Raw genomic sequence first — 19635 nt, forward strand, 5'->3', positions numbered from 1 at the left:
CCGAAATTCGCGTGTTGCACCAAGGTCGGGCAGGCTTTAGGTCTTGGCGATAAATAGGTGCCAGCAGCATAAGACCGGCACAGAGGACCTCATCGCTCGAATGCGACCCAGGACAAGAACGATAGCGGCGCTGTTCTGGCTGTTTCTGGCCAGTGATGCGAATGCCCAGACGCTGGTGGTCGGCGTCTCAGCGCCTCTCTCTGGACCATCGGCCATTCTCGGCAAGCAGATCGAGGCCGGCACCGGTCAGGCGGCCCTAGCGAACGGCATAGAACTCAAGATCGTGGATGACGCCTGCACTGCGGACGGAGGCGCTGCCGCGGCCAGGGAATTCGTCGCAGCCAAGGTCAATGTCGTGGTCGGATTCCTTTGCACCGAGGCGATCGAGGCGGCGATGCCGATCCTCAGGGATGCCAACATTCCAGTCATTACCGTTGGCGTGCGAACCGAAAGCCTGACCGACCGCCGCGCCAAGACCGGCTGGCCGGTCTTTCGCCTCGGGCCACGCGGCGACGATGAGCGCAACGCCGTCGCCTCCACCCTCACCCATCTGTGGCAAGGCGAGTTGTTCGCGGTCATCGACGACGGCACCATCTATGGCCGCGAAATCGCCGAGACGTTGCGGGCGGCCGCGGAGCAGGCAGCGCTGAAACCGGTATTCGTCGACACGTTCCGGCCGCAGCTCGACAATCAGATCGGCATGATCGGCCGGCTGAAGAAGGCCGGCGCCACGCATGTATTTGCCGGCGGCGACGGCGACGACATAGCCATCATGGGCCGGGATGCCGCACAGCTCCAGGCCGGCATCGTCTTTGCCGGCGGGGAGAACCTCCGCACACCGACCGGCGACGTGCCCTATGCCGTGGGAACATTGATGATCGCACCGCCGGAATGGGCCGATGTCGCCGACCCCAAACTATTGTCGGCCTTTGCCACGCAGAAGGTCGTGCCCGACGGTTATACGCTGCCCGCCTACGCGGCGATCGAGATCGCCAAAACGGCGTCAACCTTGTCCGAGGGCTCGGGCAAGCCACTGACCGAGGCCCTGACGGGACAGGACTTTACCACTGCGATCGGGCCGATCCGCTTTGATGCAAAAGGCGACCTCAGCCAGAGCCCTTACCGCGTCTTCCGCTTCGACGGCACACGCTTTGCGCCTTTGGAAAGCAACTGATGTTTCGCACCGGCCCGCGCAACCTGATCACCGACGTTGCCGGACTGCGCGTCGGCAACGCGTCCGATGCCAAGCTGAAATCGGGCGTTACGACCGTGCTCTGCGACGAACCGACGGTGGCCGGCGTTCAGATCCTGGGCGGTGCGCCGGGCACCCGTGAGACCGACCTGCTCGAACCGCACAATTCGGTCGATGTGGTGCACGCCGTAGTGCTTTCGGGCGGTTCGGCTTTCGGCCTCGACGCTGCATCCGGCGTGCAGGCGGCGCTGCGCGAACGCGGCATCGGCCTGGAGGTCGGAGGCTTTCGCGTGCCGATCGTGCCGTCGGCGATCCTGTTTGACCTGCGCAATGGCGGCGACAAGGATTGGGGCCTTTATCCACCCTACCGCGAGCTTGGCTATGAAGCAGCGCAAAACGCCGCTGCCGATTTCGAGCTCGGCACCATTGGCGCCGGCACCGGTGCGCTGACTTCGGGGCTGAAGGGCGGCCTCGGCTCGGCTTCGACGCTGCTGGACAACGGCATCACCATCGGTGCGCTGGCCGCCGTCAATCCGACCGGCTCGGCAACCATCAGCCGAACTCGCCATTTCTGGGCAGCACCGTTCGAAATCGGCGACGAATTCGGCGGCCTTGGTTATCCCTCGCCGATGCCGGACGACGCGAAGCGGATCCTGCTGAAATACCGCGACAAGCACATGGGCAGACAGATGGAGACCGGCGGCAACACCACCATCGCTATCATCGCCACCGACGCGGTTCTCACCAAGGCTGCCGCAAAGCGCCTGGCAATCTCGGCGCATGACGGCTTCGTGCGCGCCATCTGGCCGACGCACACGCCGGCCGATGGCGACCTGGTATTCGCGCTGGCAACTGGCACGAGTGGCATCGAACTCACCGCCGACGCGGCAATCGACCTCTATGCCGCAGCCGGCGCCACAATGGCGCGCGCCATCAGCCGCGGCGTGTTTGCCGCGACGCCGGCCGAAAACGATCTGTTTCCGGTCTGGTCATCGCGCCTGAGATAAACAGAGGCCCTCGATCATACCCGATCGGATTTTTCTTCCTCGAAGGTCACCGCGACATCGGAATTCGCGGACAGCCACACCTTGTTGCCGTCGACCTCGGCAATGAGGCTCACGGGAACATAATGGTGATGGCCCTTGTGAGCGCCCTTGCCGCTATCGGCCTTAATCAGCTTGATGCGCTGACCATCGACCTTGTCGACGGTGCCGACATGCACGCCATCGGCGCCGACGACTTCCATATGCTCACGAATTTTGCTGGTGTCGGTCATGGTGGTTCTCCATTGGGACTGCCGACGATAACAAATGACGGGCCGATTGGATGCATCGGGCTTTGGCACTGCGCGACGTTTTGATTCCGTCGTGGTAGTGGATGGAGGCGATCACGGCCGAGGGGTGAAGAACCGATGCGAATGCTCTTTCTGTTTGCCGTTGCCCTGCTTGGACAGTTTGCGACATCGATGGCTGCCCGTGCCGGCGACGTTGCCCAACTTGAAATCCTGGGCTTCACCAAGGACGGCAGTGTCTTCGCTTTCGAGGAATATGGCGTGCAGGACGGATCGGGCTTTCCCTATGCCAACCGCTATTATATCGACACCAGCACCGACAGCTTTCTCAAGGGCACGCCGATCCGGGTACGGCTCGAGGACGAGAACGCCAAACTGGAAGCAGTGCGCCTTCAGGCCCGGCAAAAGGGCGAAGCCATTGTCGGTGAGGCGGAACTGAGCGCCAACCGCGGCATAACAGCTGGTTTCAACCCGGTGACCGAGCTTTCGGCCGATCCGCACCGGATAGCGGTCAACCCGCGCCCGATCTTCTCAGCCGTCGACCAGCCGCTCGAATTCCGGCTGGACGAGTTGGGCATGAACAACACCCAAGGCTGCGAGAGCCAGGGCGAGATCAACGGTTTTCGCTTGCTGCGTATCGAAGCGCAGGATGGCGGCACCACCAAGCTGCTGCATGAGGACAAGGCGATACCGAAAAGCCGGGGTTGCCCGAATGGCTATCGCATCGGCGCTGTGCAAACCTTTTCAATGGACAGTCTCAGCGCCTACGCGGTGCGCCAATACGGTTTTGAGGGGCCGGACTTTCGCTGGGTCGCGGTGACCGGCCGCCTGTGACATTCCCTGTTCAACCCGCCAGGCGCGACCGCGTCTTGAGCCGCGTTCGCCACGCGATGCCGGAACTTCGCATCGCATTTTTCGGCGCCTTGCTGTGGGCGGCGACGATGGGGGCCAGCGCGCTCGTCAACCTGTTCTTGGACGAATGGGAGACGCCGGCGAAAATCCGCATCGTCACCTTGCTGTTTGCTGTGGGAGGTGCGCTGGCCTTTCCGATTGGCCTGTTTGCCGCGAAGCTGGTCTCACAGGGCAGGCGCTGGGAGGTCGCCTTCGCGGCGGCCTTCGTGTGCCTCGCCGCAGCGACGGTCGGCTTGACGGCCGGGCTGTTCGCCCTGCAGTACCGCTCCTACTATGCCGAGTGGCATGCACCTGCTTTCACCCATACCTGGGCCCTGCAGTTCGTCTTCACGACGTTGATTGCGCTGTATCAGTTCGTCGTACTGGGCATCCGGCTTTATTTTCCGCTTGGTTTCGTGGCCTTGTTTGCCGCGAGCGTCTGGTTTGCGCGCCAGCGGCGTTGAGCATTTTGCCCACCTCTGTTAGGACGCGGGAAAACCTCTCGATACGTCAGGACTGACCGATGATCCCTCGCTATTCCCGGCCGGAAATGGTCGCCATCTGGTCGCCCGAGACCCGGTTCCGCATCTGGTTCGAGATCGAAGCCTATGCCTGCGACGCGCTGGCCGAACTCGGCGTCATCCCCAAGCAAGCGGCAAAGACCATCTGGGAAAAGGGCAGTGCTGCGAAATTCGATGTCGAGGCGATCGACGAAATCGAGCGCGTCACCAAGCATGACGTCATCGCCTTCCTGACCCATCTTGCCGAATTTGTCGGGCCGGACGCCCGTTTCATTCACCAGGGCATGACCTCGTCGGACGTGCTCGACACCTGCTTTGCCGTGCAGCTTACCCGCGCCAGCGACATCCTGCTCGCCGACATCGACGGCCTGCTCGCCGCGCTCAAGCGCCGTGCGTTCGAACACAAGGACACCGTCACCATCGGCCGCAGCCACGGCATCCATGCCGAGCCGACGACCTTCGGCGTCAAGCTGGCGCAGGCCTATGCCGAGTTCTCGCGCTGCCGCGAGCGACTGGTGCATGCGCGCGAAGACATCGCCACCTGCGCGATATCGGGCGCGGTCGGCACCTTCGCCAACATCGACCCCTATGTCGAGGAACATGTGGCGGCAAAGCTTGGCCTGAAGCCCGAGCCGGTGTCGACGCAAGTGATCCCGCGCGACCGTCACGCCATGTTCTTCGCCACGCTCGGCGTCATTGCCTCGTCGATCGAACGGCTGTCGATCGAGATCCGGCATCTGCAGCGCACCGAAGTGCTGGAAGCGGAAGAGTATTTTTCGCCGGGCCAGAAGGGCTCGTCGGCAATGCCGCACAAGCGCAACCCGGTGCTGACCGAAAATCTCACCGGCCTTGCCCGCATGGTGCGGTCGATGGCGCTGCCGGCGATGGAGAATGTGGCGCTCTGGCACGAGCGCGACATTTCGCACTCCTCCGTCGAGCGCATGATCGGGCCGGACGCCACGGTGACGCTCGATTTCGCGCTGTCACGGCTGACCAGCGTCGTCGACAAGCTGCTTGTCTATCCCGACAACATGCTGAAGAACATGAACAAGTTCCGCGGTCTCGTGCATTCGCAGCGCGTCATGCTGGCGCTGACGCAGGCCGGCCTGTCGCGCGAAGACTCCTACCGGCTGGTTCAGCGCAACGCTATGAAGGTATGGGAGCAAGGCGCTGATTTTCTTGACGAACTGCTCGCCGACAAGGAAGTGACCGCAGCGCTGCCGGAAGCTGAAATCCGCGAGAAATTCGACCTGGGCTATCACACCAAGCACGTCGACACGATCTTCAAGCGGGTGTTCGGATAGGATTTTCAATGCGACTGGCTGTCATTTCAGACGTCCATGGGAATCTTCGCGCGTTGGAGGCGGCGCATGTCGGCTGATACTCAATCCCGGCAGCGTAGGCGTCCAGGCCTTCCCCGGCCTCACTGTGACCGGCAGCCCGCATGCGCGCTTCGCAATCGCCACGCGCAACAACGGCGAATGGTCTTTCAGCCAGCACGTGATTGGTTATGACTGGGCACAGTCCGCCGCGCGCACGGCGGCAACCGGGTTCACCAGTTGGTCGCACGGATTGCTAACGGGCTACGCCGCCGGATCCAGCTAAGAACCATCTAGCGGCATCTGAACCGGCGACAAGCCTCCGATCCTATCAACCAGCCTTGCCGGGAACAGTCCTGATCACCGTGCCCCACGGGTCTTCGCGGGCTGTCGAGCTGGTCACATTGTCCGAACGCATTTCGACCCAAGCCAGACCGGACCTGCTTGGATCGCGGCGACCGGCGCCCGAACTCTGCCAGGCGTTGGCGCCGATGTGATGGTGATAGCCGCCGGACGATAGGAACACCGCCTGGCCGCCATATTTGGCCACCGTGTCGAAGCCGAACTCCTGGTTCCACCAGGCCTCGGCGTCTTCCGGCCTGCCGACACGCAGGTGGACATGGCCGATAATGCTGTTTTCCGGCGCGCCCTGCCAGCCGGCGTCATCCACCGGCACTTCGGCAACGACCGACGGAATGTTCAGCCGCTCAGTCGCCATGGCAATCTTGTTGCCATTCCACTTCCAGTCCTGCGGACGGCGGTCAGCATAGATCTCGATGCCGTTGCCTTCGGGGTCGGTCAGATACAGCGCTTCGCTGACCAGATGGTCGGAAGCCCCTTCGATGGCGATCTTGTCGGCGATGGCATGGTTGATCCAGCGGCCGAGATCGGCGCGGCTGGGCAGCAGGAAGGCCGTGTGGAACAGGCCGGCGCTGCGCGGATCATCCGGCTTGGCAGAAGCATCGGCCTCGATGACCAGCAACGGACGGTTGGCTGCGCCCAGCGTGATAGCGCCGTCGGCACGGCTCACTTCCTGCAAGCCGAGGACGCTGCGATAGTAGGCCGCGAGACTTTCAGCGTCGCGCGCTTTCAACCCAACGCGGGCAACGCTGACCGGCGTGGTGGCGGCAAAGGGCAGTTCACTCATCAAATGCTCCGATCGACCGGCCTGCGGTGAAGCTCCCAAGGCAAGAAGCCCCGCACCGCCAATCATCATACGTCGTGTCAGTTCCAAAAGTGAGGGCTTCCGCACACGGCTGTTTCTTTTCCTGGCCACCTTTCGTCCATCGGTATCGTTCACACAAGACGTAAAGAAGCGAACATCCTGTTCACTATTGTGATCAAGAGCGCTGTTCATGACCCGTTGCACGAAGCGACGTGGCTCGCTATTTCAGGCGCCATGAAGGTCAAGGAAGCAGATATTCTCATCGTGCCGGGCTACACCAATTCCGGGCCCGACCATTGGCAGAGCCGCTGGCAATCGAAGCTGTTGACGGCGCGCAGGGTCGAGCAGGCCGAGTGGTCGAAGCCGGTACGCGACGACTGGACAACCAGCGTGGCCAAGGCGGTCAACGAAGCCAAGAAGCCGGTCGTCATCGTCGCGCACTCGCTCGGCGTCGCCACGGCGGTGCAAGCCATCCCGCAATTCCGCAAGCCGGTTGCCGGGGCCTTCTTCGTTGCGCCGCCCGATGTCGCCAATCCCGAGATCAGGCCGAGGCACCTGATGACCTTCGGCCCCTACCCGCGCGAGCCGCTGCCCTTTCCGTCCATCGTGATCGCCAGCCGCAACGATCCGTTCTGCGCCTTCGATGTCGCCGAGGACATTGCCGGAGCGTGGGGTTCGCTGTTCGTCGATGCCGGCGCGACCGGTCACCTCAACGCGGATTCGGGCTTTGGTCCCTGGCCCGAAGGCTCGATGACCTTCGCCAAATTCCTGACGGACCTGTAATACGTCGCTGTCAAAGCTTCCGCACGGACCCGCCCGGATAGGCCCGGCTGTGCTTGTGTGAACAATAATTTAATGCACATCGGGGTAAGATCTTCGGTGACGGCACGCTCTGTTCACCTGGAAGATTATTCTCGTGCGCTAAACGGGCAATTTTCCAAGAAAAACGGCCCTACTTGCGCAAAGATGCTTCACTCGAATTGTTGAGAGGTGTCGCGGCACTCATTGTTCTGAATGGGCACTGTTTGCGTGCTTTTGCGCCGTTGGCGATAGGAGAGGGAGACAAGGCGGCGCAATCGCTCAAGACAAGTCCGGCTTTCATCGCCTTCAATGGCGGCTCCGCCGTCTACTTGTTTTTCGTGCTCTCTTCCTATGTGCTTGTGAAGCGTTATTTTCAGACCCGCGAGGCGCAAGACCTGTGGCTGGGTGCCATAAAGCGTTTGCCTCGTCTGGCTGGACCCGTGCTTGTCGTGGTTCTCTTGTCCTGTGTCCTCTTCAAGCTCGACCTGTATTTCTTCGAGGATGCGGCGGCGGTCACCCAATCTGAGTGGCTCGGCAGATTCGGCAATGCTCCAAAGGTGCTGTCGCGGGAGACAGCGAGTTTCTCCGATGCGTTCCTGCAAGGGGCCTGGCGGACGTTCATTTACGGCGACAAATATTATGACAGCAGCCTGTGGACCATGACGGTCGAGTTCTGGGGCAGCATGCTGACTTTCGCACTCGCCCCGATCGTCTTTTTCTTCCATGGCCGCGGGACGCTGGTATCCTGGTTTTGCATAGCGACAGGCGCATTCCTGACGGTACAAGTCAGCTACTTCTTTTGTGCCTTTCCGGCCAGCCTCCTGCTCTATCCGCTTCTCGCCATGGGATTTCGTCCGAATCCCTGGGTGAGAGGCGCCATGGCGATGATTTCCCTGGCGCTGCTGGGTTATGCGGGGGATGCGGTAGGCCTATATCGGCCCTTTGCACTGCTTGAGGCTATGGTGTCCGATGATGTAGGCCTGCGGCAATCCTGCGTGGCCATTCCGGCCAGCATCATGTTGGTCTATGCCGTGCTGAGTACGGATGAGCCGCCGTCATGGTCTTCGAGCAAGGCGGCACGTTTCCTGGGCGATCTGTCCTTCCCACTCTATCTCGTGCATGTACCCGTCATCTGCTCGCTCGGGTCATGGGTCCTGCTGGCCAGCGGCTCCGCCGCGCTCGGCGCCGCCGCCGCCATACTGGGTTCGATCCTCGCGGCATTGCCGCTGATGGCCTTCAACAATTGGTGGGTCCGTGCACTCGGCGTCCTGTTCAACAAATTCAGACGCAGCACACCGGCCGCGGCGATGACCGCGGCAGCGCGGGCCTGACGACACGATGCTGCAGCGACAATTGGGCTTGTAGCGACAATTGGTCCGTTCTGGTTCAGGACCCGATCGAATCCCTGACGCTGTTGATCAGGGCTTTTGCACCGAGTCCGATCAGCGCGTGTTCGGATCCCATGGCCAGCAGCCGGTAGCCCATCGATACGACACGACCGGCAATTGTCGGGTCGACAACATAGATCGCCGCATATTTGCCGGCCTTGCGCGTGCGCTCGGCGACCGACGCCACTGTCTCCATCATGCTTTCCAGTGTGGAATCGACCGTGGCGCCATTGCTCCAGGCGATCGAGAAATCCGATGGGCCGAGGAAGATGCCGTCGATGCCAGGCGTGTCGAGAATGCCATCGAGCGCATCGAGGGCGGCGCGCGTTTCGACCATGGCGAAGGCCAGCACGCGCTGGTTGGTGTCGCGCAGCCATTCGGCCTGGTCGCCCTTGCCGTGGCGTGGAAAGGCGTAGGTCGGGCCCCAGGAACGCTCGCCGACCGGCGGGTATTTCATGGCGGCGGCGAACAGTTTGGCGTCAGCCACCGAATTCACCATCGGCGCAATGACCGCCTCGGCGCCAAAATCGAGCGCACGGCTCGCCATGTCGAAACGTCCGACCGGAATGCGCACCAGCGCCGGCTTTCCGGCAGCGAGCACCGGCACCAGCCCACGCAGCACGCTATCCTCGTGATGGCCGCCATGCTGCATGTCGAGCGTGACGGCATCAAAGCCCTGCTTGGCGACGATTTCGACGGTCAGGGCATCCGGCACGCCGGACCATGCGGTGAACAGCGTTTCATCGGCTGCAAGACGGGACTTCAGGGACATCTAATCGCTTCCTTGTTAACGACAGCAGTTTCAGCCGGAAACCGCGGCAAAGGCAAAGAAAAACCGCCCGGATAGGCCGGGCGGTCGATTGGTCCAGTCATTCTTTGGTCTGTCGCAGGTTTTCTGTCGCAAAGCCGTTGGCCACTTTTGCGGAACCTGCTTCGGCCGGATCAGGTGTTCTTGATCTCTTCGATCGCCTGCGCCATCAACTCGTCCATGGTGCGGCGGATCTGATGGTCCGACTGATCTACGCCGGCGGCATCGAAATCCTTTCGGATCTTGCGGAACACGTCGTGATCGCCGGCTTCCTCGATGTCGGAAACAACCACTTCCCTGGCATAAGCGTCGGCGTCGGTGCCGGACTTTCCAAGCTTTTCGGCGGCCCACAGGCCGAGCGCCTTGTTGCGGCGCGCCGAGGCCTTGAACCGAAGCTCCTCGTCGAAAGCAAATTTGCGCTCGAAGCCCTCTTCGCGGTCTTTCATGCTGCTCATGGCGTCCCTCCGGGTCAAATTCGATTCGTTGGCGGTGGATATGTGTGTTGCCAAAGCACAAACCAAAAGGTCGCGGGCCGGTCAATACGCTTCGTCGCATGCTGCGCTGCGGCATTTCGATCCCGAAAGCGGTTGATTGGAAGGATTTGCCGATTGAGCAAACGATGTGATTGGGATAGACCCGGCATTGAACCCTACCGTAAGCCGCACTATTTCAGGCAGACGGACAGGAAATGGTCTGATACCGCCTGTCCGGAACCCCAGAGAAAAAATCAGATGAAAAATCGCCGCCGCATTTATGAAGGCAAGGCCAAGATCCTCTATGAGGGACCCGAGCCGGGTACGCTCATCCAGTTCTTCAAGGACGACGCCACCGCGTTCAACAAGAAGAAACATGAAGTCGTCGACGGCAAGGGCGTGCTCAACAACCGTATTTCGGAGCACATCTTCAATCACCTCAACCGCATGGGCATCCCGACCCATTTCATCCGCCGGCTCAACATGCGCGAGCAGTTGATCAAGGAAGTCGAGATCATTCCGCTCGAGGTGGTCGTGCGCAACGTCGCCGCCGGTTCGCTGTCCAAGCGCCTCGGTATCGATGAAGGCACCGTTCTGCCGCGCTCGATCATCGAATTCTATTACAAGGCCGACGCGCTCGACGATCCGATGGTGTCGGAAGAGCACATTACCGCGTTCGGCTGGGCGAGCCCGCAGGAGATCGACGACGTCATGGCGCTGGCCATCCGCGTCAACGACTTCCTCTCCGGCCTGTTCATGGGCGTCGGCATCCAGCTCGTCGATTTCAAGATCGAATGCGGCCGCCTGTTCGAGGGCGACATGATGCGCATCGTCGTCGCCGATGAGATTTCGCCGGATTCCTGCCGCCTGTGGGACGTAGCGACGCATGACAAGCTCGACAAGGACCGCTTCCGCCGCGACATGGGCGGCCTCGTCGAAGCCTACCAGGAAGTTGCCCGCCGCCTCGGCATCATGAACGAGAACGAGCCGCCGCGCCCCACCGGCCCGGTGCTTGTCGCCTCGACCGACGGCCTCAAAGGCAAGCCGCACTGAATAGCGGCTTGCAACCCGATAGTCAGAACAGGAGCATGTCCAGCGTGATCAAGGCCCGCATTACCGTCACACTCAAGAACGGCGTGCTTGACCCGCAAGGCAAGGCGATCGAACACGCCCTGTCGGGCCTGGGTTTTGGCGGCGTCGGCGCGGTGCGGCAGGGCAAGGTGTTCGACGTCGAGCTGGCGGAAAGCGACAAGGCCAAAGCCGAGGCGGACCTCAAGGCGATGTGCGACAAGCTGCTGGCGAATACGGTGATTGAGAATTATAGTGTGGCGATTACCTGAGGTTGCGCCGGAGGCACTATGCCGGAAGTCACGAATGAGCCGATGTACGAGCTTCTTAAGCGCGTGCATCATGAAATTGGTGAACTTCGTCAGGATGGTTCCGAGACGAAGCGGGAATTGAATGTGATGCGGGGTCACATGGTGGCGACGCAAAGCGATATCCATAACATTTATGGCATTCTCGCCCGTCAGGACGAGCGCCTCGAACGCATAGAGCGACGCCTCGACTTACGCGAACTCGCCGAAAACCAAAGGCCTTTCGAACCGAAATGAAATCAGCTGTCGTCCTTCTGCCTGGCCTCAACCGCGACCGTGACATGATCGCGGCGCTGACCAAGATTTCGGGAAAGCCGCCGATCACTGTCTGGCAGACCGACACCGAAATCCCCGATGTCGACCTGATCGCCATTCCCGGCGGTTTTTCCTTTGGCGATTATCTGCGCTGCGGCGCGATTGCCGCGCGCATGCCGGTCATGCGGGCGGTGGCCGAAAAGGCAGCCGCGGGCGTGACAGTCATCGGCGTTTGCAACGGTTTCCAGATCCTGGTCGAGGCCGGCCTGCTGCCGGGCGCCTTGATGCGCAACACATCGCTGAAATTCGTCTGCCGGCAAGTGAAGCTTGAGATCACCAACGCCAACACGATGTTCACCCGCCGCTACCAGCCAGGCCAGATCATCCGCACGCCGGTTGCGCATCATGACGGCAATTATTTCGCCGACGCCGACACACTCGCCCGTCTCGAAGGCGAAGGCCAGGTGGTGTTCCGCTATGCGGACGGCACCAATCCCAACGGCTCGATCAACGACATTGCCGGCATCATCAACGACCGCGGCAATGTGCTCGGCCTGATGCCGCACCCGGAAAACCTGATCGAAGCAGCCCATGGCGGTACCGACGGCCGGGGACTGTTCGAAAGTGCGCTTGGCATCGCCGCCTGACCTCTTCGAGGCAAGCGTCTTGAAAACATCCGGACATTCCTGTCTCTTTGTCGAGGCAAGTCCAGTTCATGGGGGAGAAAAACGGTCATGAAACTCTATTCGCGGCCGTTGTCGCCCTACTCGTCGATTGTGCGGGCGCTGGCCTACATCAAGGACGTGCCGCTCAAGATCATCGCGCCACCGCCCGGCTTTCCCATCCCGGAAGGATTTCGCGCCATCTCGCCGATGAACCGGATTCCGGTGCTGATCACCGGCTCAGGCGAAACGATCGTCGAATCGGTGGTCATCGCCGAGTATCTCGAAGAGCGATTTCCGGAACCGGCACTGCTGCCGCCCGATTCCAAGGACCGCGCGCTGGTGCGCATGTTCGCCCGCATCACCGATCTCGATGTGCTGACCCCGATGATGAAGCTTTTCGAGCTTCATTCCATGCCGAAGCGAAACAGTGCCGAGATCGACGCCCAGTTCATCCGGCTGCACCACGGGCTGGCAGCGATCGAGGAGCGCATGGCGCACGGGCCCTTCGCGCTCGGTGACGATATCAGTTTCGCCGATGCCTGGCTGACGCCGACGCGGTTCATCTTCAACAATTTCCGCGCCATGACAGGACGCCGCGACCTGCTCGACGCCTACCCGAAATTCGACGCCTATGAGCAGATCGCCTCGCAGCACCCGGCATTGTCGCGGGTGTGGGGCGAGATGTCTGACGGCCAGAAGATGTTTCTGTCCGAGCTTGAGATGGGTGCCGCTTGACCAGGAGCAAGGCGATCGCGCTGGTTGCCGCGGCGGCTTTCGCTCTCACATCCTGCCAATCGACCCCGAAGAGCACGCCTGTGCCCTCGGGCAAGAGTGCAGCGCTGCTGGCCATGGAACAGGTGGCGATATCGGCCCATAAATGCTGGATCGCCAGCAAGGACCCAGCCTTCAAACAGTATCAGATGGCCAATGAACTGAATTCGTTCAGCGGCACGCCGCGTTTCCTGCTGGTGCCGGCCAAACACTATGGCGGCAAACCGTTGCTGGTCGTTCAGGCGCAAGGCAATTCAAGCCGCGTCGATGTGTTCGGGCCGCTGATGAACGATCCGCTCGGTGCCCGCATCGGATCGGACATCGCCCGCTGGCAAGCCGGCAATCCGGCCTGCGCCGCGACCGCCTAGACGTCATGTTCCGAGGCCTGAGATCGGTGGCCCGCCCTTTCGTGCGATTAAGAGACGAGGGTTGCTCGGATAGGCCGAGCCGATCCTCACGCACGGAGGACGAGCCATGGGAGAGTATAGCGAAGCATTTGTCGCGTTTGATGTAGCCAAGAAGAAGCATGCGGTGGCGATCGCAGCGGGCGGCCGCACGGGCGAAGTCCGGTTTCTCGGTGAGGTCGAGAATAGGCCGGCTGCGATAGAGCGGACGATCAAGAAGCTGGGAAAAAGGTACGATCGACTGCACGTCTGCTTCGAGGCCGGACCGACTGGTTACGGACTTTGCCGTCAGGTCCGCGATCTTGGTCACGACTGCATGGTGGTTGCGCCCGCCCTGATTCCGAAGCGGTCGGGCGAGCGCATCAAGACGAACCGAAGGGAGGCGGTCACTCTGGCGCGGCTGCATCGGGCGGGCGAACTGACCGGAGTGTGGGTACCGGACGTCGTCCACGAGGCTGTCCGCGATCTGGTGCGGGCTCGGGAATCCGGAGCCGACGACCTGCGCCGCAAACGCCAGCAGCTGCTCTCCTTCCTTCTGCGCCATGGTCGGATCTACGAGGGCGGCGGTCATTGGACATTGGCGCACCGGCGCTGGCTTGCCCGCCAGAGCTTCGAGCATCCGGCGCAGCAGATCGTGTTCCAAGAGAAGATCGACGCGATCGAGGACGCGGTTCAGCGGCTACGCCGCTTGGACGAGCAGCTGAGCGCCGTCGTGCCCACCTGGTCCATGGCGCGGGTCGTCGAGGCCTATCAGGCGATGCGCGGTGCCTCGTTCCTGGTCGCAGTAATCTTCGCGGCCGAGATCGGGGATGTGCGCCGCTTCGATACACCGCCGCAGTTGATGGCCTTCCTCGGCCTGGTTCCGGGGGAGCGTTCGACCGGCGACACGGTCCGCAGGTCGAGCCTTACACTCGCCGGCAATCGACGCGCCCGCCGCGCCTTGGTCGAAGCGGCCTGGACTTACCGCTATCCCGCCAGGGTCAGCGAGGCCCTGAGGCTCCGGCTCGAGGGGTTACCCAAAGCTGTCCGCGACATCGCCTGGAAGGCGCAGGTCCGGCTCTGCGCTCGCTATCGTCGCCTCAACGCCGCCGGCAAGAAGCCACCGGTGGTCGTGGCCGCGATCGCGCGCGAGATGGCCGCCTTCCTGTGGGCCATTGGGCAGGAGGTCGAACCGTCATAGACGAGTCTCGACCCAGCCCGCTGCACAGGGCCGGGGGTGGGGCCACGGTGGGGAACTCCCGTCGCTAGTTATGTGGCCGAGCCAATCCGCCCGACGCCCGCCCTCTAGACCGAGGACAGCCCCGAGACGAAGACACGGAAGGCGGTATCCAACCCGCGGATGTCTGATCAACCGTCGTCTCTGAGCTCCACCCCCGACCCTGTGCAGTTCCAGCCAATCCGACTGCTTTGCACACTCGCGCCAAGCAGTTGTTCCCTCTCGCCTTCAGCCTTGACAGGGAACATGAGAGAGCTAGCGCATGGGCCGCTTTCTGCAGATGACGGGGCTGGCCATCGGTCTGGCCGGGCTCGTCCTGCAGTTCTGCATCAGCATTCCGGCGTCGATGGAGGCAGGCCGCAGCCTGCTTGGCTCCATCGTTTTCGTTTTCAGCTTCTTCACCATCCTGACCAACATCGGTGCGGTGCTGGTGTACGTGTCGCTGCTGTCGCCCGCCGGCTATGCCTGGCTGCCGGCCTTCGCCGGGACGCGCATACGGGCCGGCGTTGCCGTTTCGATCGCGTTGGTCTTCATCATCTACGCCGCGGTGCTGGCACAGCTCTGGCAGCCGCAGGGACTGTTCCTGCTCTGCGACGTCCTTCTGCACTATGTGACGGCGCTGCTGTTCGTGTTGTGGTGGCTGACATCGGGCGCCGACGGTCGGACGCGCTGGAGCGACATCTCCTGGTGGGTGCTCTATCCCGTCGCCTATCTGATCTATGCGCTGATGCGGGCGCCGTTTGCAGGCGAGGTGCCCTACCCGTTCCTGGACGTCGCCAGGAACGGCCCGGCCAGCGTTGCCATCTCGGCGGCCGCCATCACCGGACTTTTTCTCGTGCTGTGCGTGGTTGCCGTCCTTGCGGACCATGGCGTTGCGCGCACCCGGCTATCGAGCGTCCGCTAGAGCGGCATGCATTGTGGCACCTCTGCGACGCCAAGCGAATCCGCTTGGCTGCAAAATGCCTTGGCTTTCAGTCCCAGAAGGGTCTGATACCCTCGCGGTGGGCATCGCAGCGCGAGACCCCGATATCCTTGAGTTGGTCATCAGTCATTTCCAGAAGCGCCAGCCTGCTGCGCCGACGCTCCAGCAGATGGCCGATCCATCTCGCCAGCGACCTGGCCAAGCGCACCAGACGGGTGACAAAGCCACTTTGGCTCGATGGGCGTGCCGATTGACCTGATAGTTCGGTTCTCGAAGAGCGGATTGTAGCGATTGTGCTCATTTTCTTCCTACCCGAATTCCAAATTGCACCCTTTTTTGGCAATTCCGATATGTATTGACTCACAATTCGGCGCAATATAGAAAATTGTCACCATGACAAATTGGCTTCCAGATCTCACTGCCGGCTCCGGCCCGCTGTATCAGCGCCTGGCGGATTCAATCGAAACGGATATCGATCGGGGTGTGATCGAAGCCGGAGCAAAGCTGCCGCCGCAACGCGACCTCGCCTACGACATCGGCACCACGGTCGGCACGGTCGGCCGGGCCTATCAATTGCTGCGCGAGCGCGGGCTGGTGAGCGGCGAAGTCGGGCGTGGAACCTATGTACTCGGTCAGCGCGCCGACGGCGCGAAACCGAACCTGCCGGCGCCGGTCACCAGTGGCGAAGGCACTCGCCATATCGATGCACCGCGCGGCAAATTGCGTTTCGACAGCACGGCAGCGCCAGACATCGGCCAGGGCGCTGATATCGCCGATATCCTGTCGCGCACGACGCAGGACCACCCGCATGAGATTTCAAGCTATACCAGGGACTTCCCCGACCGCTGGTACGAAGCCGGCGCCCGCTGGCTATCGCGCAATTCGTTCAGACCTAATGCCGAGACCATCGTCCCCACGCTCGGCACCCACGCCGCGGTGATGGCGGCGATCGCGGCACTCACCACCCCTGGCGACTATGTCGCCTTCGAGCACCTCACCTACTCGCAGATTTCCCGTAGCGCCGGCCTGATCGGTCGACGCACCGCACTGGTGGCATCGGACGACGAAGGTATCGACCCCCAGGATTTCGAGCGCGTCTGCGCGCAAAAGCATCCCAGGATGATCTTCCTGATGCCTACGGCGCAGAATCCCACGCTGGCGACCTTGTCGGCGGCGCGCCGCGAGGCAATCGCGCGTGTCGCGCGCGAATACAATGTCATCCTCATCGAGGACGATCTCTACGGCAATTTGACAGACGATCCGACACCGTTGCTGGCCGAATATGCCCCTGAACGCACCATTGTGGCGGGTGGCCTGTCCAAGTCGGTCGCGGCCGGTGTGCGCGGCGGCTGGCTTTCCTGCCCGCCTGCCTATCGCCATCGCATCCGCGTCGCCCACAAGATGATGACCGGCGGCATGCCTTTCCTGCTGGCCGAGGTGAATACAAGGCTGGTGCTGTCGGGCCAGGCGGACGAGATACGCAAGAACAGCATCGGCGAAATCCACGCCCGCATCGCGATCGTGCGAGAGACTTTGGCCGGCTTCGCGTTCAAGGCACACGACAGGGTGCCTTTTGTCTGGATGACCCTACCCGATCCCTGGCTTTCCGGCACCTTCAAGAACGCCTGCCTCGAACATGGCGTGCTGATCGACGACGAGGATGAGTTCAAGGCCGGCCGTTCCGAGCAGGTTTTCCACGGCGTCCGCTTCGGCATTTCGCAGCCACGGCAGCGCAAGGACATTGCCGAGGGAGTCGCGGTGATCCGGCGACTTCTCGATGAAGGCCGTGCCGGCTACGACAGCTTCTCCTGACGCCCTGTGGTTTTGTCCGGTTTTCCGTCATTTTCGTCGAACCATGGGTGTATCGGCCTTAAAGCTTGCGATAAGACGTGACTCAAAATCCCAACGCGCCCCGGATAAAAATCGCTGCCCATGACCATTTCCAATTCCGTGCCGATCACCCCTGAGCTTATCGCCGCGCACGGGCTGAAGCCCGACGAGTATCAGCGCATTCTCGATCTTGTCGGGCGCGAACCGAGCTTCACCGAACTCGGCATCTTCTCGGCGATGTGGAATGAGCATTGTTCGTACAAATCGTCGAAGAAGTGGCTGCGCACGCTGCCGACCACGGGCCCACAGGTCATCCAGGGCCCGGGCGAGAATGCCGGCGTGGTCGACATCGGCGACGGCGACTGCGTCGTCTTCAAGATGGAGAGCCACAACCACCCGTCCTACATCGAGCCCTATCAGGGTGCGGCGACCGGCGTCGGCGGCATATTGCGCGACGTCTTCACCATGGGCGCGCGGCCGATCGCTGCGATGAATGCACTGCGCTTCGGCGCGCCTGACCACCCCAAGACCAGGCATCTCGTTTCGGGCGTGGTTTCCGGGGTCGGCGGCTATGGCAACGCCTTCGGCGTGCCGACGGTCGGCGGCGAGGTCAATTTCGACGCCCGCTACAACGGCAACATCCTGGTCAACGCTTTTGCGGCCGGCATTGCCAAGACCGACGCGATCTTCCTGTCGGAAGCCAAGGGCGTCGGCCTGCCTGTCGTCTATCTCGGCGCCAAGACCGGCCGCGACGGCGTCGGCGGCGCCACCATGGCTTCAGCTGAATTCGACGACAAGATCGACGAGAAGCGCCCGACCGTGCAGGTCGGCGATCCTTTCACCGAAAAGTGCCTGCTGGAAGCCTGCCTCGAACTGATGGCCTCGGGCGCCGTGATCGCCATCCAGGACATGGGTGCCGCCGGTCTGACCTGCTCGGCGGTCGAGATGGGTGCCAAGGGCGACCTCGGCATCGAGCTCGATCTCGACAAGGTGCCGGTGCGTGAAGAGCGCATGAGCGCCTATGAAATGATGCTTTCGGAAAGCCAGGAGCGCATGCTGATGGTGCTGCGCCCCGAAAAGGAACAGGAAGCCGAGGCGATCTTCCACAAATGGGGGCTCGACTTCGCCATCGTCGGCAGGACCACCGACGATCTGCGTTTTCGCGTGCTGCACCAAGGGGATCAGGTCGCCGACCTGCCGATCAAGGATCTCGGCGACAAAGCACCGGAATATGACCGGCCGTGGGTCGAGCCGAAGAAGCCGGCGCCGCTGGCCGCCGATGACGTGCCGCAAGCCGACGTGGCCGATGCGCTGTTGAAGCTGCTCGGCGGACCGGATCTTTCCTCGCGCCGTTGGGTCTGGGAGCAATACGACACACTGATCCAGGGCAATTCGCTGCAGCTTCCCGGCGGCGATGCCGGTGTGGTGCGCGTCGACGGCCATCCAACCAAGGCGCTCGCTTTTTCGTCCGACGTGACGCCGCGCTATTGCGAGGCCGACCCCTACGAGGGCGGCAAGCAGGCGGTGGCCGAATGCTGGCGCAATTTGACCGCCACCGGCGCCCTGCCGCTGGCTGCCACCGACAATCTCAATTTCGGCAACCCGGAGCGGCCCGAGATCATGGGTCAGTTGGTCGGCGCGGTGAAAGGCATCGGCGAGGCCTGCCGCGCACTCGGCTTCCCGATCGTCTCCGGCAATGTCTCGCTCTACAACGAAACCAACGGCCAGGGCATTTTGCCGACGCCGACGATCGGCGGCGTCGGTCTGATCGCCGACTGGTCGAAGATGGTGCGGACCGGCTTTGCCGCGCAAGGCCAGATGATCCTGCTGGTCGGCGCGCCGGACTCCTGGGGAACGCATCTCGGCCAGTCGGTCTATTTCAGGGACATCCACGGCCGCACCGATGGCCCGCCGCCACCGGTCGATCTGGACCATGAAAAACGCGTCGGCGACCATGTGCGCGCTCTGATCGCATCCGGCATCGTCACGGCGGCCCATGACGTGTCCGATGGCGGTATCGCGGTGGCTTTGGCCGAAATGGCGATGGCCTCCGGCATCGGCGCGACCGTTCCCGGGCTTGTCGGCACCGATCCGATCCCGGTCTGGTTCGGTGAGGATCAGGGCCGTTATCTGCTGACGCTGTCGATCGACCCGCATGGCGATGAATGGGACGCGATCCGCAAGCAGCAGGGCGAACTCGGCATCTTCGCGCCGTGGATCGGCTCTACCGGCGGCAGCGCACTGAAGCTTGGCGAGGCGCGGGCAATCCCGGTCAGCGAACTGACCGGGGCGCACGAGGGCTGGTTCCCACGCTTCATGGATCAGGCCACTTGACCAGAGCATGATC

22 protein-coding genes are annotated in these 19635 nt (G+C 62.3%); 17 read left to right on the forward strand and 5 right to left on the reverse strand.

Annotation, left to right across the window (positions count from 1 at the left end; translation table 11 throughout):
• Positions 1 to 100 precede the first annotated feature (100 nt).
• Both X744_RS155775 and X744_RS155770 read left to right on the forward strand, forming a co-directional pair.
• Positions 101 to 1174, forward strand: a complete 1074-nt coding sequence (locus X744_RS155775) for a branched-chain amino acid ABC transporter substrate-binding protein (protein WP_023759507.1) — start codon at positions 101 to 103, stop codon at positions 1172 to 1174.
• Entirely contained in the window at positions 1174 to 2199 is a 1026-nt protein-coding gene (locus tag X744_RS155770) for a P1 family peptidase (protein WP_023759508.1), read from the forward strand. The genes X744_RS155775 and X744_RS155770 overlap by 1 nt, the downstream gene beginning before the upstream one ends.
• Positions 2200 to 2213: 14 nt before the next feature.
• Here X744_RS155770 and X744_RS155765 read toward each other — a convergent pair whose 3' ends face one another.
• Positions 2214 to 2468 carry a DUF2171 domain-containing protein gene (locus tag X744_RS155765; RefSeq protein WP_023759509.1) on the reverse strand — a complete coding sequence of 85 codons (255 nt, stop codon included), beginning with the start codon at positions 2466 to 2468 and terminating at the stop codon, positions 2214 to 2216.
• 135 nt (positions 2469 to 2603) lie between these two features.
• Between X744_RS155765 and X744_RS155760 the strand changes: the two genes are divergently transcribed.
• From X744_RS155760 to purB, 3 genes are read left to right on the forward strand one after another with little or no spacing between them, the layout of a single operon-like run.
• Positions 2604 to 3317 carry a DUF2259 domain-containing protein gene (locus X744_RS155760; RefSeq protein ID WP_023759510.1) on the forward strand — a complete coding sequence of 238 codons (714 nt, stop codon included), beginning with the start codon at positions 2604 to 2606 and terminating at the stop codon, positions 3315 to 3317.
• A 56-nt stretch (positions 3318 to 3373) separates the two neighbouring features.
• Positions 3374 to 3838: a hypothetical protein gene (locus tag X744_RS155755; RefSeq protein ID WP_023759511.1), complete on the forward strand. Its 465-nt coding sequence runs from the start codon at positions 3374 to 3376 to the stop codon at positions 3836 to 3838.
• Positions 3839 to 3897: 59 nt separating this feature from the next.
• Positions 3898 to 5199 carry an adenylosuccinate lyase gene (purB, locus tag X744_RS155750; RefSeq protein ID WP_023759512.1) on the forward strand — a complete coding sequence of 434 codons (1302 nt, stop codon included), beginning with the start codon at positions 3898 to 3900 and terminating at the stop codon, positions 5197 to 5199.
• A 346-nt stretch (positions 5200 to 5545) separates the two neighbouring features.
• Here purB and X744_RS155745 read toward each other — a convergent pair whose 3' ends face one another.
• Positions 5546 to 6361 (reverse strand): VOC family protein, encoded by an 816-nt coding sequence (locus X744_RS155745; RefSeq protein ID WP_023759514.1) that lies wholly within the window; start codon positions 6359 to 6361, stop codon positions 5546 to 5548.
• A 252-nt stretch (positions 6362 to 6613) separates the two neighbouring features.
• Here X744_RS155745 and X744_RS155740 point away from each other — a divergent pair, with 252 nt between their 5' ends.
• Both X744_RS155740 and X744_RS155735 read left to right on the forward strand, forming a co-directional pair.
• Entirely contained in the window at positions 6614 to 7162 is a 549-nt protein-coding gene (locus X744_RS155740; protein WP_023759515.1) for an alpha/beta hydrolase, read from the forward strand.
• Positions 7163 to 7335: 173 nt separating this feature from the next.
• Positions 7336 to 8511, forward strand: a complete 1176-nt coding sequence (locus X744_RS155735) for an acyltransferase (RefSeq protein WP_031260256.1) — start codon at positions 7336 to 7338, stop codon at positions 8509 to 8511.
• A 55-nt stretch (positions 8512 to 8566) separates the two neighbouring features.
• Here X744_RS155735 and X744_RS155730 read toward each other — a convergent pair whose 3' ends face one another.
• Complete coding sequence (locus tag X744_RS155730) at positions 8567 to 9340, reverse strand: HpcH/HpaI aldolase/citrate lyase family protein (RefSeq protein WP_023759517.1); 774 nt, start codon at positions 9338 to 9340, stop codon at positions 8567 to 8569.
• 170 nt (positions 9341 to 9510) lie between these two features.
• Positions 9511 to 9831, reverse strand: coding sequence for a DUF1476 domain-containing protein (locus X744_RS155725; RefSeq protein WP_023759518.1), 321 nt, complete (start codon positions 9829 to 9831; stop codon positions 9511 to 9513).
• 276 nt (positions 9832 to 10107) lie between these two features.
• Here X744_RS155725 and purC point away from each other — a divergent pair, with 276 nt between their 5' ends.
• From purC to X744_RS155685, 8 genes are all read left to right on the forward strand, one after another.
• The gene (gene purC / locus X744_RS155720) at positions 10108 to 10902 is read left to right on the forward strand and encodes a phosphoribosylaminoimidazolesuccinocarboxamide synthase (protein ID WP_023759520.1); all 795 of its coding nucleotides are present in this window, start codon (positions 10108 to 10110) and stop codon (positions 10900 to 10902) included.
• A 44-nt stretch (positions 10903 to 10946) separates the two neighbouring features.
• Positions 10947 to 11189: a phosphoribosylformylglycinamidine synthase subunit PurS gene (purS, locus tag X744_RS155715; protein ID WP_023759521.1), complete on the forward strand. Its 243-nt coding sequence runs from the start codon at positions 10947 to 10949 to the stop codon at positions 11187 to 11189.
• A gap of 18 nt (positions 11190 to 11207) precedes the next feature.
• The gene (locus X744_RS155710; protein ID WP_023759522.1) at positions 11208 to 11462 is read left to right on the forward strand and encodes a hypothetical protein; all 255 of its coding nucleotides are present in this window, start codon (positions 11208 to 11210) and stop codon (positions 11460 to 11462) included.
• Positions 11459 to 12127 carry a phosphoribosylformylglycinamidine synthase subunit PurQ gene (purQ, locus tag X744_RS155705; protein ID WP_023759523.1) on the forward strand — a complete coding sequence of 223 codons (669 nt, stop codon included), beginning with the start codon at positions 11459 to 11461 and terminating at the stop codon, positions 12125 to 12127. The genes X744_RS155710 and purQ overlap by 4 nt, the downstream gene beginning before the upstream one ends.
• Positions 12128 to 12214: 87 nt before the next feature.
• Positions 12215 to 12880 carry a glutathione S-transferase family protein gene (locus X744_RS155700; RefSeq protein ID WP_023759524.1) on the forward strand — a complete coding sequence of 222 codons (666 nt, stop codon included), beginning with the start codon at positions 12215 to 12217 and terminating at the stop codon, positions 12878 to 12880.
• Positions 12877 to 13284 carry a hypothetical protein gene (locus X744_RS155695; protein WP_023759525.1) on the forward strand — a complete coding sequence of 136 codons (408 nt, stop codon included), beginning with the start codon at positions 12877 to 12879 and terminating at the stop codon, positions 13282 to 13284. The genes X744_RS155700 and X744_RS155695 overlap by 4 nt, the downstream gene beginning before the upstream one ends.
• Positions 13285 to 13390: 106 nt before the next feature.
• Positions 13391 to 14500 carry an IS110 family transposase gene (locus X744_RS155690; protein ID WP_023759526.1) on the forward strand — a complete coding sequence of 370 codons (1110 nt, stop codon included), beginning with the start codon at positions 13391 to 13393 and terminating at the stop codon, positions 14498 to 14500.
• Between the two features lie 298 nt (positions 14501 to 14798).
• The gene (locus tag X744_RS155685) at positions 14799 to 15440 is read left to right on the forward strand and encodes a Pr6Pr family membrane protein (RefSeq protein WP_023759527.1); all 642 of its coding nucleotides are present in this window, start codon (positions 14799 to 14801) and stop codon (positions 15438 to 15440) included.
• 67 nt (positions 15441 to 15507) lie between these two features.
• On the opposite strand, the gene X744_RS155680 is transcribed toward X744_RS155685, so the two are convergent.
• A complete protein-coding gene (locus X744_RS155680) occupies positions 15508 to 15759 on the reverse strand; it encodes a DUF1127 domain-containing protein (RefSeq protein WP_023759528.1) in 252 nt (83 codons plus the stop codon).
• A gap of 92 nt (positions 15760 to 15851) precedes the next feature.
• On the opposite strand from X744_RS155680, the gene X744_RS155675 reads away from it, so the two are divergent.
• Together X744_RS155675 and purL are read left to right on the forward strand one after the other, a co-directional pair.
• A complete protein-coding gene (locus tag X744_RS155675) occupies positions 15852 to 17270 on the forward strand; it encodes a PLP-dependent aminotransferase family protein (protein ID WP_023759529.1) in 1419 nt (472 codons plus the stop codon).
• A 120-nt stretch (positions 17271 to 17390) separates the two neighbouring features.
• Entirely contained in the window at positions 17391 to 19622 is a 2232-nt protein-coding gene (purL, locus tag X744_RS155670) for a phosphoribosylformylglycinamidine synthase subunit PurL (protein ID WP_023759530.1), read from the forward strand.
• The last annotated feature ends 13 nt before the right edge of the window (positions 19623 to 19635 follow it).

The organism is Mesorhizobium sp. LNHC252B00, assembly GCF_000502955.1.
Lineage (GTDB): Bacteria > Pseudomonadota > Alphaproteobacteria > Rhizobiales > Rhizobiaceae > Mesorhizobium.